Source organism: Sorangiineae bacterium MSr12523 (assembly GCA_037157775.1).
GTDB lineage: Bacteria > Myxococcota_A > Polyangia > Polyangiales > Polyangiaceae > Pendulispora > Pendulispora brunnea.
In genome coordinates this window covers 3,212,951-3,230,288 of sequence record CP089982.1, presented here as the reverse complement: position 1 = coordinate 3,230,288, position 17,338 = coordinate 3,212,951, and the positions used below count along the sequence as shown (strand labels likewise).

8 protein-coding genes are annotated in these 17,338 nt (G+C 65.3%); 4 read left to right on the top strand and 4 right to left on the bottom strand.

All coding sequences use genetic code 11. The annotated features are described in order from the left end of the window. Positions 1 to 110 precede the first annotated feature (110 nt). On the top strand, positions 111 to 2,222 hold the full coding sequence (locus LZC95_13150) for a M36 family metallopeptidase (protein WXA97777.1): 2,112 nt from the start codon (positions 111 to 113) through the stop codon (positions 2,220 to 2,222). 171 nt (positions 2,223 to 2,393) lie between these two features. On the opposite strand, the gene metH is transcribed toward LZC95_13150, so the two are convergent. The 4 genes from metH to polA form a co-directional block, all read right to left on the bottom strand. Next, entirely contained in the window at positions 2,394 to 6,197 is a 3,804-nt protein-coding gene (metH, locus tag LZC95_13145) for a methionine synthase (protein WXA97776.1), read from the bottom strand. Further along, positions 6,194 to 7,117, bottom strand: a complete 924-nt coding sequence (locus LZC95_13140) for a metalloregulator ArsR/SmtB family transcription factor (GenBank protein WXA97775.1) — start codon at positions 7,115 to 7,117, stop codon at positions 6,194 to 6,196. The genes metH and LZC95_13140 overlap by 4 nt, the downstream gene beginning before the upstream one ends. A gap of 211 nt (positions 7,118 to 7,328) precedes the next feature. After that, positions 7,329 to 9,020 (bottom strand): hypothetical protein, encoded by a 1,692-nt coding sequence (locus LZC95_13135; GenBank protein ID WXA97774.1) that lies wholly within the window; start codon positions 9,018 to 9,020, stop codon positions 7,329 to 7,331. A 402-nt stretch (positions 9,021 to 9,422) separates the two neighbouring features. After that, positions 9,423 to 12,140 carry a DNA polymerase I gene (polA, locus tag LZC95_13130; protein WXA97773.1) on the bottom strand — a complete coding sequence of 906 codons (2,718 nt, stop codon included), beginning with the start codon at positions 12,138 to 12,140 and terminating at the stop codon, positions 9,423 to 9,425. A 380-nt stretch (positions 12,141 to 12,520) separates the two neighbouring features. On the opposite strand from polA, the gene LZC95_13125 reads away from it, so the two are divergent. The 3 genes from LZC95_13125 to LZC95_13115 all read left to right on the top strand — a co-directional run bounded on the left by LZC95_13125 (position 12,521) and on the right by LZC95_13115 (position 17,226). Then, a complete protein-coding gene (locus tag LZC95_13125; protein WXA97772.1) occupies positions 12,521 to 14,188 on the top strand; it encodes a protein kinase in 1,668 nt (555 codons plus the stop codon). Positions 14,189 to 14,191: 3 nt separating this feature from the next. Further along, entirely contained in the window at positions 14,192 to 15,550 is a 1,359-nt protein-coding gene (locus LZC95_13120) for a hypothetical protein (protein WXA97771.1), read from the top strand. Positions 15,551 to 15,639: 89 nt separating this feature from the next. After that, positions 15,640 to 17,226, top strand: coding sequence for a glycosyltransferase (locus LZC95_13115; protein ID WXA97770.1), 1,587 nt, complete (start codon positions 15,640 to 15,642; stop codon positions 17,224 to 17,226). Positions 17,227 to 17,338 lie beyond the last annotated feature (112 nt).

Sequence of the window (17,338 nt, the reverse complement as noted above, 5' to 3'; positions counted from 1 at the left end):
GGCGAGTCGCGAGACTCGCCCTTCTTATTTCTTCGATTGGACTCGCTGGATGCTTTGGAGATGCCTCGCAGGAGGCGCCTTCGGATGAGAACGAAAGTGCAGCGCGTGCCATGCTGGAAGCCATGCCGCTCGGCCACGTCGCCTCCCGCGACGGGCGCGGGGCGGTGCGCCTCGTTCTGAGCGGAACCGACGAGGCGGCCCCCGCGCTTCCGGTTCGTGCGGAAATCGCGGCGCGTCTTCATCTGGCGCGCCACGCCGCACTTTTCGGATGGTCCGAAGCGATGGTGCGCGCGCTGGAGGTAGCCCGTGTGCACGACATCGCCGGCGGCGCGAACGTGGTGCAGTTCGTACAGCGCGCCAAAGGCGTCGAAGTGCTCGGCGCGCGCGCCAGCGTCGTTCTCGATGCATCGAGGAACCTCGTCTCCATCGCGTCGAACCTGAGCGGCGACGCGGAAACGGTGGCAGGCACCCGCGCGCTGGAATTTCCGTTGTCCCCCGCGTCGATGTTGCCCATGACGGCCGCCGCGCGGGCGACGCCCAAGCGCGTTCTCGCCGCGGCGGGCGCCAAGCTCGTCCCCGCGTACTACGTGGAAACGTTGGAGCGCTCGGCTTTCACCGGCGAAGAGGAGGGCTTCGCGTACACCCTCGATGCACGCGACGGCTCCGTACTGCGCAAAGTCTCCCTCACGGCGAGCGACAGCTACCGCTACCGCGTATGGGCCAGCCGCGACGGTCAGCACGTGCCACTGAGCAGTCCGTGGACGCCGCCGGCGCTCGTCACGATGGAGGGCTTCAACACGAACCCGCAACGCAAGCCCGATCCCTGGCTCGCCGTCGGCGCGACCACCACGTTCGGCAACAACGTGCACGCCTACGCCGACCGCAACGATCGACACGCCAACAAGGATGGCTCGAAAGGCCCCGGCAGCGGCTATGAGCCGGGCCTCGATCTCGTGGCCGACGTCACCTCGCCGCGCACGTTCGACCGGGTCTTCGACGTGACCCAGAGCCCCGATGAAAGCGAAGACCAGATCAAGGCCGCCATCACGCAGCTCTTTTACGTGACCAATTGGCTGCACGACTATTGGTACGACTCGGGCTTCGACGAGGCCTCCGGCGTGGCGCAGGTTTCCAACTATGGACGCGGCGGCAAGGAGGGCGATCCCATTCTGGCCGAGGCGCAAGACGGCGCCGACTTCGGCAAGACCGACAACGCCCGCATGACGACCTTCGCCGACGGCACGTCACCGCGGCTCGAGATGCACCTCTGGAGGAGCGGCTATTTCGGCCACGGCCCCACACGCGACACCTCCATCGACTCCACGGTCATCGCCCACGAGTGGGGGCACTACCTGCACCATCGGCTCGTGCCGTGCAGCACGCCATCGTGCCTCGGCATGAGCGAGGGCTGGGGCGACTTCACGGCGCTCATGATGGTCCTCGACGAGCGCGATCTCGAAAGCGGCGCGCTCGAGGAGGGCAGCTTCGCCATCGGGCAATACACGATGACCAGCGTCGTCCGCGATGCGCAGTACTTCGGCGTCCGGCGCGCGCCCTACTCCACGAACCCCGCGATGTACCCGTTCACGTTCGCGGACGTGCGGCGTTCGTCGACCTTGCCGACGGACACGCTGCTCGCGCCGGGACCGGACGACATGTCCGAGGCGCACAACGTCGGCGAGATCTGGACGGAGGCGCTGTTCGAGGGCTTCGTCGGCCTCGCCAAGGCCGGCAAGGCCTCGGGCCGCAGCTTCGAGGCGACGAAGCACGCGATGGCCGACTACATCGTGGCCGGTTTGAAGGCGACGCCGCCCGAGCCGACCTTCACCGAGCAACGCGACGCTTTGCTCGCCGTCGTCCGCGCCTCGGGCCGCAGGGCGGACTTCGACGCCCTTGCGCGAGGCTTCGCCAAACGCGGTTTCGGCCTCCACGCCATCGCGCCCGACGCCTCCTCCGAGGCCCTCGACGAAGCCGTCGCCAACTTCGAACGCGCCGGCACCCCCACCTTCCTCGACGCCCACCCCGCTGGCCGCACCACGCTCTTACGCTTCCGCAACATCGGCTGGACCGACCTCCCCGCAACCACCATGACCCTCCGCTCCCGCGGCTCCGACGTCACCCAAACCATTCCCGCCATGTCCCCATACGGCGTAGCTACCCTCGTCATCGAAGGCCCCAACGCCCCACCCGACGCCATCTTCGAACTCGCGCCGCGCCAATGAAAAAGCCAGAGAGAATTCACATGAAGGCGGGAAGGCGGGAAGGTTTTTTGGATTTTCAGTTGGCTTCATGAGCCAACTGAAAACCCAAACCAGCCTCGGTGCGCGGTGGGATTTGTGCCGTATCCCTCCCCGCCTCCCCCCCTCCCTGTTCAATCTCTCTTCGTCGAACCCTTAGTTCGCAGGGTCGTAATTCAGGTTCGGGCCAAGCCAGCGTTCCACCTGCTGGGTCGTCATGCCCTTGCGGGTGCCGTAGTCGGCGACTTGGTCGCGGTCGATCTTGCCCAAGGTGAAGTAGCGCGCCTCGGGGTGTGCGAAATAGAGGCCGCTCACGCTGGAGCCCGGCCACATGGCAAAGGACTCGGTGATGCGGATGCCCGTGCTCTTTTCCACGTCGAGCAGGCGCCACAAAGTGCCCTTTTCGGTGTGGTCCGGGCAGGCGGGGTAGCCGGCGGCCGGGCGGATACCGCGGTACTTCTCCTCGATGAGCTCTTGGTTGTTCAGGCCCTCCGAGCGGCCGTAGCCCCATTCCTCGCGCACCCGCTTGTGCAGGCACTCCGCGAAGGCCTCGGCCAACCGATCCGCGATGGCCTCGGCCATGATCGCGTTGTAGTCGTCGTGCTCGGCTTTGTACTTCTCGACGAGTTCCTTCAAACCGAAGCCCGTGCTCACGGCGAAGGCCCCGATATGGTCGTGCAATCCACTTTCGCGTGATGCAATGAAGTCCGCGAGCGAACGATTCGCTTTGCCCTTCTCCTGCACCGTCTGCTGCCGCAAGAAATGGAACCGCTCCAAAACTTTGGAACGCGTGCCATCCTCGTAGACCTCGACGTCGTCCCCCACCCGGTACGCCGGAAACAGCCCGTACACACCGCGCGCCTGAATCAGCTTCTTCGCGATGATCTGGTCGAGCAACGCATTGCCCTCGGCAAAGATCTTGCGCGCCTGCTCGCCATACTTCTCGTGCTCCAGGATGCGCGGGAACACGCCGCGCAATTCCCAGGTGTGGAAGAACGGAGTCCAGTCGATGAACTCGCGCAAGGTGGCCAGCGGGAAGTCCTCCAGCACGCGCACCCCCGTGAACTCCGGCTGCGGAACGTCCTCCGCCCGCCACTCGATGCGCGGCCGATTCTCCCGCGCCGCCTCCAGCGAAATCACCTTGTGCTTCGGCGTGCCGTGAATGCGCCGCAGCTGCTCGTACTCGGCGCGGTGCTGCTGCACGAAGGCGTCGCGTCCTTCCGCGCTCAAGAGGCTCGTGGTCACGGGCACCGCGCGGCTCGCATCGAGCACGTGCACCACCGGCTCGCTGTAGTGCGGCGCAATCTTCACCGCCGTGTGCGCGCGGCTGGTCGTCGCCCCGCCGATGAGCAACGGCAGCTTGAAGCCTTGCCGCTCCATCTCACGCGCCACGTGGGTCATCTCGTCGAGCGACGGGGTAATCAGCCCGCTCAGGCCGATCACGTCGGCCTTCTCCTCTTTGGCGCGCTCGAGGATCTTCTCGCACGGGACCATGACGCCCATGTCGATGACCTCGTAGTTGTTGCACGCGAGCACCACGCCCACGATGTTCTTGCCGATGTCGTGCACGTCGCCCTTCACGGTGGCTAACACGATCTTGCCCTGCGTTTTCACCACCGCACCGGCCGCCGCCTGCGCAGCCTTCTCCGCCTCCATGAACGGCGTCAGGTACGCCACGGCCTTCTTCATCACGCGCGCGGACTTCACCACCTGCGGAAGGAACATCTTTCCCGCGCCGAACAAATCGCCGACCACGCTCATGCCATCCATGAGGGGCCCTTCGATGACCGCGAGCGGCCGCCCCAACTTGGCGCGAGCCTCCTCGGTGTCCGCATCGATGTACGCGTCGATGCCCTTCACGAGGGCGTGCGACAGCCGCTCCTCCACGGTGCCCTTGCGCCACTCTTCTTCCTTCTTCTCGCTGGCCGCCGCGCCCGCGCCCGCCGCCTTCAGCTTTTCGCCGAAGTCGACGAGCCGCTCGGTGGCATCCGGCCGGCGATTGAGCAGCACGTCCTCCACCAACTCGCGTAGCCCAGGCTCGATCTCCTCGTAGACCTCGAGCATGCCCGCGTTGACGATGCCCATGTCCAGGCCCGCCTGAATGGCGTGGTACAGAAACGCCGAGTGCATCGCCTCGCGCACGTGGTTGTTGCCGCGGAAGCTGAAGGAAATGTTCGACACGCCGCCGCTCACCTTGGCGTGCGGCAGATTCTTCTTGATCCAGCGCGTGGCCTCGATGAAGTCGACCGCGTAGTTGTTGTGCTCCTCGATGCCCGTGGCCACCGTGAGGATGTTCGGGTCGAAGATGATGTCCTCGGCCGGGAAGCCCACTTCGTCGACCAGAATGCGGTACGCGCGCTCGCAGATGCGAATCTTGTCCTGCAGGGTCGCCGCCTGGCCTTGTTCGTCGAAGGCCATGACCACCACCGCCGCGCCATAATTCAGAATGTGCCGCGCGTGCTTGCGGAACGTATCCTCGCCTTCCTTGAGCGAAATCGAGTTGACGATGCCCTTGCCCTGAAGGCACGGAAGCCCCGCCTCGATGACCGCCCACTTGGAGGAGTCGATCATGAACGGCACCTTGGCGACCTCCGGCTCGCTCGCCAAGAGCGAGAGAAACCGGGTCATCGCGGATACGCCGTCGATCATGCCCTCGTCCATGCAGATATCGATCACGTTCGCGCCGTTCTCGACCTGCTGGCGGGCCACACTCACCGCCTCCTCGTACTTCCCCTCTTTGATGAGCTTTGCAAACTTGGGCGAACCGGCCACGTTGGTGCGCTCGCCGATCATCATGAAGACGCCCTGCTGCTGCGTGAAGGGCTGCGAGCCGGACAAGCGCAGGGGCTTGTTCGGAATCGAAATCGTGGCGCTCTTCTTCGACACGACATCGCGCGGATGCCGGCCTTCCAACGCCTTGGCCACGGCCGCAATGTGCTCGGGTGTGTTGCCGCAGCAACCACCGGCAATGTTGATCAAGCCGCCCTGGGCGAACTCACCGAGGTAGCGCGCCATGTCGGCGGGCTCCAAATCGAAGCCCGTGGGCGACAGCGGATTGGGCAATCCCGCATTGGGGTAACACGAAATCGCCACGTCGGCCTTTTCCGCCAGCTCCGAGAGGAACGGGTACATCAAATCGGGCCCGAGCGAGCAATTCAGGCCGATGGAGAGCAGCTTCGCGTGCTCCACGGCATTCCAGAGAGCCTCCGCCGTCTGCGCGGAAATCATCGTTTCGCCGCCACGCCCCACCGCGGCCGACACCTGGATGGGCAGACACTTGCCGTCTTGCGCGAAGACCTCCTGAATCGCAACCAGGGCCGCCTTCGCGTTGAGCGAGTCGAAGATGGTCTCCACCAGCAGCGTGTCGACGCCCCCCGCGATGAGCGCGCGTACCTGCTGCACGTACGCCCGCTTCACTTGATCGAACGTCACCACGCGGAAGCCCGCATCATCGGCATCGGGCGAGTTGGAGAGCGACACGGTGAGCGGCCCGATCGATCCGGCCACGAAGCGCTGGCGCCCATCCTTGTTGGCCACGCGATCCGCCCACGTGCGGCACTGGCGGGCGGACTCCTCGTTGATCTCCCAAGCGAGGCCTTCGAGGAAGGGATCGCCCACGATTTTGTCGTAGAACGCCGGGTCTTTTCGCCCGCCGTGCTCGCGCGGATCGTCGACGAAGAATTCGCTCTGGCCGATGCTGGTCGCGCCGAAGGTGTTCGTCTCGATGATGTCCGCCCCGGCCTCGAGAAAGCGCCGGTGGATGTCGCAGATCATCTCGGGCTGTGTGAGCGAGAAGAGATCGCCGTTGTTGAGCAGATCCTTCGTGGCGTTCGCGAAGCGCGTGCCGCGGATATCCGCCTCCTTCATCCCGTAGGTGCGGATGGTCGTACCCATGGCACCGTCGATGATGGCGATACGGTTCTGAAGAAGCTTCTCGAGGGGGTGAAGGGAAGTTGTCATTTGGTTTTCTCGGCGATGGCCAGCACGACCTGAAAATGCGGCTTCTTGCTTTCGCGGCAAGCGACCTGGGACGATGAAACGGCGAGCCCGGCACGCGTGAGCATGGTGCGCAGGCTGCGAGGCGAAAAGCCCGCGTGGCGCTCGCCATACGGAGCGGTGATTTCGCGTTGTTCGTGCTGATCGAGCGAGAGCACCACGATGCGCCCGCCCGTGCGCAGCACACGCGCGCACTCGGCGAGGGCGCGCTCGGGGTCTTCGGCGTACGTCAGCGTGTGAAACACCAGCACCGCGTCGAACGATCCTTTGGCGAAGGGCAGCTCGTGCACGTCGGCCACCTGGGCACGCACGTGCTCGTGGCGCGCGAGCCGCTCCTTCGCGGCCTCGATCATGCGCGCGTTTGCATCGATGCAGGTGAGCGAGCGGCAGTGTGGCGCGAGGTAGCCGGCGACGGCACCATCGCCCGAGCCCGCGTCCAGCACGTCCCCGAGTCGGAGCAGCGCGGCGATGCCCACGACGAGCGACGGCCACGTGCGCCCCGGTGAATAGTGCAGGTCCATCTTCCCGATGAACGACTCCGGAAGCGCGCCCCGCTGCTCGGCATCGAGCTCCGAGAGCCTTCGCCGATCGCCTTCCAAGGTCGGATCGGCGGCGCTCGTCGTCTCATCGAGGATCGCCTTCGCCGTCGGCGGCAAGGTATCCACCGCGAGCGCGTAGAACGAGTGCTGCCCATCGCGCCGATCGCGCACGAACCCTCCCTCACGCAGCCGCGCCAGGTGCGTCGAGACGCGCGACTGCGAGATCCCCGTCACGCGCACCAAGTCCGTCACGCTGAGCTCACGCTCGCGCAAAAGCGCACAGAGCCGAATGCGGCTCTCGTCGCCCAACAGGTTCAAGGTTCCGACGTACTGGGAGAGATTCATCTGCTTATCGGGATGAGCAGATTCAACTCTGGTACGCACACCGATCCCTGTCAAGGCGCAGCCGTCCCCGGACATTGGATCGAACCGCCAAGACGCCAAGGACGCCAAAAGAATGGATGTGGTGATCGCAAAGAACGCCCTCGTTCACGCCCCCGAATCCTTGGCGCTCTTGGCGTCTTGGCGGTTCAACAACTCACGATTGCCGAGCCCGCTACTTTTCGACGGGGGCGAGGCGGCTCGCCTGGGCGTCGGTGCGTCGGTAGATCGTCAGGTGTTCCTGCTTCAACACGATCCGGTACTCGGGCGGCACCAGCGCCTGCACTTCCGGCGTGGCGTCCCACATCAGCACGGAGTCGAACTCCGGCGTGGCCATTTGCCAAAACTCGGCCCACTGCCGGCGCCACACGCCTTCGCAATCCCGCTCGTGGATCCCGCCCGTGCGCATGATGCCGCAGATCCAGTTGGGGTTCTCCATCGTGGGCGCGAAGCTCTCGAGCACCAGATGATTGAACTGCGGATTGGGCGGATCGCGGTACATGACGGGGAACGACCGCGAGTGCGCGAAGAGCAGCGGGGCGCTGGTCTGCTTCTCCGCCACGTAGAAGCCCCAGGCATGCTGCAGGCTGCGCGTATTTTCGCTGGTGAGCTTTCGCTTGAAGACCAGCGGCAGCAGCTTCGCGTTCTCCGGCACGGCCGACATGCCCGCCGTGAACTTCATGCGGTCGTTGTCCAGCCGCACGTAGTCGATGCCCATACCGACCGTGTACAGCCCCGCGCAAACCACCATCAGCTTGCCGAGGCGCGCATCGATCCGATCGGGCAGGCGGAGGAACGCCGCAATCCAGAGATACGGAATCACGCGCGAATTGACGTGGAACCAATTCGTCGCGACGTAGGGCAAAAACAGGAACAGACCGCCCAGCAGCGCAAAGGCGAGCGGCGAGAAAAACGTCGGCGATTCACCCCGGCGCAGGTACGCGTAGAGCACCACCACCGCCGCGGGCACGAACGTCGAGTATTGCAGCCAGGTGAAGCCCCAGAACCACTCCGCCCATAGGTTGTACAGAAGCTCCCACGGCGGAATCATCATCCGCGTCACCGCATAACCGGTCATCGCCCCGACGGGCTCGGTCATGTGGTTGTAGAGCGAGATGAGCGTCAGCACCGTGGCCGGCACCAGCGGTGCGAACATGCGCAGCGCCTCGGTGAAGCGCTCACGCCACGAGCGCCGCTCCACCACGTGGACCAGGAGCAGCATGCACGCGACCATCAACGTGAAGACGTGCGCATACCAATCGGCGAGGGCGATCACCGCCATCGCGACGCCGTTCCACCACGTTGGAGCGAGACGCTGCCGATCCGCCGCCATGAGCAAGAGCAGCGAAAGCGGCACCCCCAACGCGAAGTCGAGCATGCCCATCGAGACGAACCAATTGTGGATGGTCGGCCAGATGAAGAAGCTCGCGACGATGAGGCGCCGGCGATTCGTGAAGCGCAAAATGAACTGCGGGAAGACGAGCGAATTCAGCCCGAGGACGAGCAGCACGAACAGGCGCGCCGCCGCCTTGACCCCGGTGAGCTTCCCGACGAGGCACAACCAGCCGAACAAAGCGGCGTTGGTCTTGAAAAAACCGTTGGCGACGAACTCCGGATAATGCTCCGGGTGGGTGATGACCGTCACCGTCGCGAGGTGATTCGGAAGGTCCTGAAGCGGCGGGACCTCCACCAAGCTGAGCGGCCAGGCAGCCAAAAGAAAGAGAATGGCTCCGATGGCAAGCGCCAGCGTTCGGTCACTCAGCCGGCGTACGAACGCTCGAGCTGGACCAAGAAGAGCTCCTAATTGGGGCCCCGCCTCGCCTATCGACGAGGGAAATTCGGGGGCAACGAGGTCCATCTTCTGCATGGGAAACGAGTGGGGACCCCACTATGGGGGAAGTGCCCGTGACTCCTAAAAAATGTGAACGGCGGGGGCTGGGAATCTGGGGGTGAGTGGAGAAAGCCGTGCTGCTACGCAAGATCGCGGCCGATCTAGCAAGAGATGCGTCCGCTTGTCTCTTTCATGGGCCTTCGAGCTAGAAAAACAGCTCAAAAATGCGGCCGGGCGACACTAGTACGGGGGTGGGGGGCTGTCCACCGGTGGGACAGTGCCACGCCGCGTTGGCGATGGGGCCCTGACAACTCGATCATGGTTTGTATTCCAGGCCCCCCACTTCGGGGGACGTCGGTGGCACATGGCAGCATGCAGGGCAGAATTGCCCGTTTTGCGTCCGCTTAATGTCCGCAAGTGCCCCGCGGGATCGAAAAATCAGTGAGCCTCGTTCCAATTTTTTCCGCTGCCGATATCGACCACCAGCGGCACCCGAAGCGAAATCGCGTTCTCCATCTCGGTGCGAATGCGCTGCATCGCCTCCTCAACGCGGTCCTCGGGCACCTCGAACACGAGCTCGTCGTGCACGGTCAGGATCATCTTCGCCCCAGGCACCACCGGCGCTTGGCCGAGTTTCACCATGGCCAGCTTCAAGATGTCCGCCGCCGTTCCCTGGATCGGCGAGTTCTTCGCCACGCGCTCCGCCTCCATGCGCAGCCCGCGGTTGGCCGAGTGCAGGTTCGGCAGAAAACGCCGGCGCCCGAGCAATGTGCGCACGGCTTCGCCCTTTCCCGCGGCCTGGATCGTTTCCTCCATGAAGCTCGCGACGCGCGCGTACCTGCGGAAGTACGCGCCGATGAAGCTCGCGGCCTCGGCCCGCGTGATGTCGAGTTGCCGCGCCAGGGCCGCGTCACCCATGCCGTAGATCACACCGAAGTTGATCGTCTTCGCGCGGCCGCGCATCTCCCGGGTCACTTGGTCCTTCGGCACATCGAAGACCAGCGACGCGGTGTGCGTGTGCACGTCTTCCTTCGTACTGGAAAACGCTGCAATCAGCTCGGGATCTTCCGAGAGGTGCGCCAGCACACGCAGCTCGATCTGCGAGTAGTCGGCGCTCACCAGGACCTTCCCTTCCGGGGCCACGAACGCCGCCCGGATCTCGCGCCCGAGCTCCGTCCGAATGGGAATGTTCTGTAGATTGGGATCGCTCGAGGCCAAGCGCCCCGTGGCCGCCACGGTCTGGTGGAACTGCGTGTGAATGCGACCCGTTTCCTTGTTGATCGCCCGCGGCAACGTATCGATGTAGGTGCCTTTGAGCTTGTCGATCTCGCGGAACTCGCACACCACCTTGGGCAGCGGGTGCTTCTCCGCGAGCTCCTCGAGGACCTCGGCATCGGTGGATCGCCCGCCCTTCGGTGTGCGCTTGAGCACGGGCAATTTCAGCTCGTCGAAGAGGATCTTCTCCAGCTGATCGCGCGAACGCACGGAAAAATCCGACTTGGCGATCTCCTTCGCTTTGGCCTCCAGCTCGCGCAGCTCCACCTCCACGCGCTTGCCCAGCGCATCGAGCACGCGGGCATCGACGAGCACGCCCGTGAGCTCCATGTCGGCAAGCACCCGCGCCAGCGGCAGCTCCACGTCGTTGAAAAGCTTGCCCAGCCCCTCGCGCTCGAGACTCGGCGCGTACCGCGTGGCGAGTGTCACGCACACGTCGGCCTCCGCCGCGGCGAACGGCGTGGCCTCCTCCACCGGCAAATTGTCGAAGGGCACCGGCGCCGGGGCTTTCTTCCCCGCCGTCGCCTTCTTCTCGCCGTACACCGGAAGCTCGATGCCCAGCGCCTTGCGCGCCAGCTCGCGCAGCGAGTCGGGAGCGTCCGGATCCAAGAGATACGCGCCGAGCATCGTATCGAAGATGGCCCCCTCGATGCGCACGCCGTGCCGCAAGAGCACCAGGTGCGCACGCTTCAAATGGTGCGAGGTCTTCTCGATCGCCGGATCCCGAAACAGCGGCAACAGCGCCTCTTTCACCGTGTCCCAGGACAGCATCGCGGGGGCGCCCAGGTACCGGTGCGATATGGGCACGTAGTACCCCTCGCCCGGCGTCGTCGAAAGGGCGACACCCACGATGGCCGCGCGCATCGGATCGCTCTCGCTCAGGATCAACTCGAAGGCGAGCCGCTTGTTCTTGCGCGCGTGGTCCACCACTTCCGCGAGCACCTTGGCATCGAGCACGCTCTGGTAGTTGCGCTCCACCGGCGCGGCCACCTGCAATTGGTCCAGCAGCCGGTGAAACTCCAGGTCCAAAAAGAGCTCGCGCAGCGCCATCGTGTCCGCGCCGCCGTACTTGAGGTGCTCGGGATCCCAGGCGATCTCGCAGTCGCTCCGCAAGGTGACCAGCTTCTGACTGACGCGCGCATCGTCCTCGTGCTTGGTCAGCGTCTCGCGCAGCTTGGGCTTCTTCACCCGCGCGATGCCTTCGTAGATGCCCTCCAAGGTGCCGAACTCGTTGAGCAGATCGGCCGCGGTCTTCGGCCCCACGCTGGGCACGCCCGGGATGTTGTCCGACGTGTCGCCCGTGAGTGCGAGCAGATCGCGCACCTTGCTCGGCGCCACGCCGAACTTGGCGCGCACCTCCTCGGGCCCGTACGTCTTGTCGCGCATCGAGTCCCAGAGCAAAACGTCGTCTTTCTCGTCGTCGACGAGCTGCATCAGGTCCTTGTCGGCACTCACGATGACCACGCGCATGCCGCTCTCGCGCGCCCGGCGCACGACGCACGCGATCAAGTCGTCCGCCTCGACGCCGTCGGCCTGGTAGATCGGGATGTTGTACGCCTTCACGATGGCCTCGCAGCGGGCCATCTGCAGCCGAAAATCCGGCGGGGGCGCCGGCCGGTGCGATTTGTAGCGCGCATCGATTTCCGTGCGAAAGGTCGGTCCGCGCGAGTCCATGGCCACGGCGAGCATGGCGGGCTGGCGTTCGTTCACCACCTTCTGCAGCATGTTGACCGTGCCAAGGGTCGCGTGGGTCGGCTCGCCCTTCGACGACGACAGCGGTGCGATGGCGTGGTACGCGCGGAACACGTAACCCGACAAGTCGATGAGGTACAGAATCCCCGGGGTCGCGGGGGACGGAAGGATCGCTCCGGCGGTAGCCATGACGCGCACCCTAACCCGAAGGCCCGCCGCTTGCGGCAGCCGACTTTCGACCCGAAGGTCGGCCGCTTGCGGCCGCCGACTTTCAACGCAGCCGGGACCGTGGCGTGTGCACTTTCGATTACGCTGCCGTATGGCGCTAAAACCGCCACAGCGTAGCGGGCGTCACGGTTGGCAGGGCCTCTTTCGCACACGGCGTCGCGGTGCCCATGTAGGCACGATGCACGCGCTCTCGAGAATTTCAGATAATTGGACATCGGCGCCAAACTGGCGCGGACATTGCTCGGGAAGCGTGCGGCACCGGTGGACGCCGGGACGCACCCGCGATACGCTGCAAACGCTTTTCCCGCGCTACTTCTCTCGTTTTGCTTCCGTTTGCAAAGATGTCGACCTCCCCTCCTCCTCCCGCCGATCTCGTTGCCGAAAAGTACAGGCTTGCCCGCTTAATCGGCCGCGGCGGTATGGGCTCCGTGTGGGAAGCGCGCCATGAGACGTTGGGTCTGCGCGTCGCCATCAAGTTCATCGAAAAGGAATACGCGGACAGCAAAGAGGCCCGCAGCCGCTTCGACAACGAGGCAAAAGCCGCAGCGAAGATTCAGTCGAAGCACCTGATCAAGATCTTCGACCATGGCGTGACGCCCGACGGCAAACCGTACATCGTCATGGAGCTGCTCGAGGGCGAGCCCCTCGACAAGCGCTTGGAACGCCTCGGCCGCCTTCCACTGCAAGACGTGGCGCGAATCCTCCAACAGGTCGCCCGTGGCCTGTCCCGCGCGCACGCGGCGCACATCATCCATCGCGATCTGAAACCGGAAAACATCTTCCTCACGCAGTCGGCCGACGACGACGAGGAGGTGGCGAAGGTGCTCGACTTCGGCATCGCGAAGATCCGCAGCACCGATCAAACGCTGTCGAACAGCACCAAGACGGGCGCGGTTCTCGGCACGCCGTACTACATGTCGCCCGAGCAGGCACGCGGGCTGCGCGACATCGACCACCGAACGGACATTTGGTCGCTCGGCGTCATCGTCTTCAAGTGCGTCACGGGCGTGCTCCCCTTCGAGGGTGAGTCGCTGGGCGATCTGCTGGTGAAGATCTGCACGGCGCCACTGCCGGTGCCGTCGCACGTGCTGCCGGGGCTACCGCCGTCGTTCGACACGTGGTTCATGCGCGTGCTGGACCGCGAGCCAGCGCGCCGTTTTGCCAATGTCACCGAAGCGGCCGAAGCGCTGGCGTACTTGTGCGGCGTGACGGTACGGCGAGGCCCCACGTCGGGCGCGTCGCGCGAGCTCGATCCGGCGTCGATGTATCGGGCGAGTTCCCCGAGTTCGCCGAGCAACCCCGGCGGCGAGGGTCCTCCGCGCACGCTGCCGAGCGCACCGCCCGCCGCGCACGCCTTCACACCGCCGGCCTATGCGCAGCAGGCGAGCACGCCGCATCCGCATGCGACGCCCCCGCAGCAGTATCGCTCTCCGAGCTCGCCGAGTTACCCGAGTCCAGGAGGGCCCGGGCCCACGCCCACGACGCCGGGGTTCGCCGCTTCCACACCGCGCGGGGTGAAAAGCTCGTCGGTGAGCCTGATCGTCGGCATCGTCGTCGGCGTGGTGGCGACCATCGTGCTCGCCATCGTGGCCTTCCGCGTGAGTCCGTCCACGCAAGACAGGGCGAAGGCCGCCGCGATGGGTGGGCACCGTCCCGGTCCTGCCACGACGGCGTCCGCCGCGACGGAAGCTTCGACGGCCTCCACGGCGGCAGCAGGGGTGGCAAGCCTTCCACCGCTGACGAATCCCTCGAACGAGGCTCCGCAGCCGACCACGGAGGAGGAGCCATCCAAGACGGCGACCGCGCAACCGTCGACGACCAAGACGGGACGCCGCGGAGGCAAGGCCGACAAGACGGACAGAGCCGACAAATCCGACAAGAGCGACAAGGCCGACAAGCCTTCTTCTTCGAGCAGCGCCGCGAGCTCCGCGAGCGCGACACCGACTGCAAAACCCACCCCCCATCCTTCCACGCCCGGAAAGCAACCAGACGACAATCCGGGCTACTGAAACATGCTTAAAACTTCTCGTTTCCTCGCCCTCGCGGCCCTTGGCATCGGCGTCGCGACGACCGTCACCTTCTCCACCGAAGCTCAGGCCCAGCCCGTGAGCGACATGGATCGCGCCGCCGCGCGCGATCTCTTTCGCGAGGGCGTGGAGCTGCAACGCGCGAGCCGGTTCGCCGAAGCGCTCGATCGCTTCACGCGCGCCAACTCGGTGGTGAACGCACCGACGAACATGCTGCGCATCGCCGAGTGCCACGCCGCACTCGGGCACTTGGTGGAGGCGCTGGAGATGTACCGCGCCCTGCAGCGCTACCCGATGCCTCCGAGCCCGCCGCCCGCCTTCGTGCAAGCCGTCGAGCAGGGCCGCGAGGAGATGAAGACCATCGAGCCGCGCGTCCCCGAGCTGAAGATCGACGTCACCCCGCCGCAGGTGCCCACGCTGTCGGTCACCATCGACGAGCAGCCTCTGCACAGCGCCCTGGTCGGCGTGTCGCGCCCGATCAATCCCGGCGTTCACAAGGTCGTGGCCACCGCCCCGGGCTACACCCGCGCCGAGCAGACGGTCGACGTCAAGGAGCGCGCCCGCCAGGCCATCACGTTGAACCTGACGAGCACCGGTGGCGTCATCTACGGGCCCGCAGGCGGCGCGACGACGAACAGCCAGTACGTCCAGATCTCCCCTGCCCCGGGCACCTCGCAAGCGCCCATCGACAAGCCGCCCGTCTACCAAGAGCCCGAGCGCCCGCGCCCCGCGGATCTTCGCTCGCGCACCAGCTTCTTCATCGGCCCGCGCATCAGCGCGGCCCTCCCCGCGGGGAAGTACGTCAGTGAGACCGGCGGGGTCCTATCGATGGGCGACGTGGCCAACCCGGGCGCCGCACTCGGTGCGGAGGCGGGCATTCGCTTCGCGCGCCTCTTCTACTTCAGCCTGCTGCTCGAGGGCGCCAAGTACGGCGAGGTGAAAAAGAACGGCATCAAGTACGAGGGCAGCTCGTTCCTCGCCGCGGGCAAATTCGGCATCATCACCAACCCCGACGGCTTCGCCTTCCTCGCCGATCTTGGCATCGGCTATCGAAGCTTCTCGGTCGATGCCAGCTCGGCCAGCACGAAACAGAGCGACTCTGCGAGCTCCGCGGACTTCCTCCTCGGCGTGGGCATGCACTTCAAGGCCGGCAAGATCCTGCGCCTCATTCCGAAGATCGAGGTGGGCCTCGGCACCTTCGGCGACAGCAAGATCAACGCGACCAACAGCAGCGACTCGACGAGCCACGCCCTGTGGACGATCGGCCTCGCAGGGTACTTCGATATCAACCTCGATAAACGCGCGGCCGCCGCCCCGCCGACGGCCCCCATCCCACCTCCCTGATTTCGTTGAATGACGCGTCGAGACAACGACGTGCAACGATTTACAAGTTGGTGACAATGTGTAGGTCGCTGGGTGCTTAGCTCCACGGCATGTACCTGGCTCTTTGCGTAGCGTACTTCGTCGTCCTGCTTTTTCTCGCCATGTACGGCTTGCACCGATCGCACTTGGTGCTGACCGTCCTGCGCCACAGGAAGAAGCTCGCGGCGATGCGCGAGAACGCGCCCAAGCTCGAGGATTACGCCAAAAACGGCAAAGAACTCCCGCACGTCACCATCCAGCTCCCCCTCTACAACGAGGCCACTGTGGCGGCGCGCTTGCTCGAGCACACTTCGGCGATCCGCTACCCGCGTGAGCTCTTGGAAATCCAGGTCCTCGACGACTCCACGGACGAAACGCGGGCACTCGTGCGCAACCATGTTGCCGAGCTCGCTGCGAACGACCCGACCTTGGACATCGTGTACATCCATCGCGTCGACCGCACCGGCTACAAGGCGGGCGCACTCGATGCGGGCCTCAAGGTCGCCAAGGGCGAGCTCGTGGCCATCTTCGATGCCGACTTCCTCCCGCAGCCGGACTTCCTCGAGCAAGTCGTTCCCGAATTCATCGATGACAAGATCGGCATGGTGCAAGCGCGCTGGGGCCACTTGAATCGCAATCACTCGCTGCTCACCCGCGTGCAGGCCCTCATGCTCGACGGCCACCATCTCGTCGAGAACCGTGCGCGCGCGGCCGCGGGCTGGTTGTTCAACTTCTCCGGCACCGGCGGCATGTGGCGCAAAGAAGCCATCGGCGCCTCCGGCGGCTGGCAGCACGACACGCTCACCGAAGACTTGGATCTCTCCTACCGCGCGCAACTCGCCGGCTGGAAGTTCGTCTACCGCGACAACGTCGTGAGCCCCGCCGAGCTCCCGGAGGACGTGAGCGCTTTCCGCGCGCAGCAATTCCGCTGGGCCAAGGGCACGGTTCAGACCTCGCGCAAGCTGATGAAGCGCGTGATGACCTCGAACCTGTCGCTCTCGCAGCGCATCGAGGCCTTCTTCCACCTCACGCCGCACTTCGCCTACCCGCTCATGGTCTTTTTGAGCCTCCTGCTCCTGCCCGCGCTGGTCCTCATGCCGGCGACGAACCCGCAGGCCATGCTCCTCATCGACCTGCCGCTCTGCATCGGCACCACCGGCTCGCTCGCCGCCTTCTACGCGATGGCCGAGGCCGCACAAGGACGCCGCCGCATCGACGCGCTCAAGCAGCTCCCCGCACTTCTCGCGCTCGGTGCCGGGCTCGCGCCGCACCTCTCCAAGGCCGTCTTCGAAGGACTGCACTCGATGGCCGGCGAGTTCGTGCGCACGCCCAAGAAGGGCATCGAGCTGAGCACCCCGGCCGCGAGCACCCCGCGCTACCGCGCCCGCGCCGATCTGCCGATGGTCGAAGTCGGCCTCTGCCTCTTCTCGCTGGCGAGCACGGTTGCTTCGATCGAGACGGGCCACTGGTTCGCCACGCCGTTCGCGATGCTCTTCACGTTCGGCTACGGCTATGTGGCATCGCTGGTCGCAAGCGAGCAGGCCGCGCGCCGCAAGGCAGCCGCCGAGATGCCCGCCCTCACCCAGTCGCCGGATAGCGTTCGCGACTTCATTCCGACCCCGGCAGTTTCCACGGCCGACATCGCTGACGCGGAGTGAGCAACGGTCATTGACCTTCGTTGCATCCCAGCAACCCACGGAGGGTGCTTGGCAAACGCGAACCTGAATGTGAATTCGGTCACATTTGTCAAGCACAACCTCACCCCTGGGG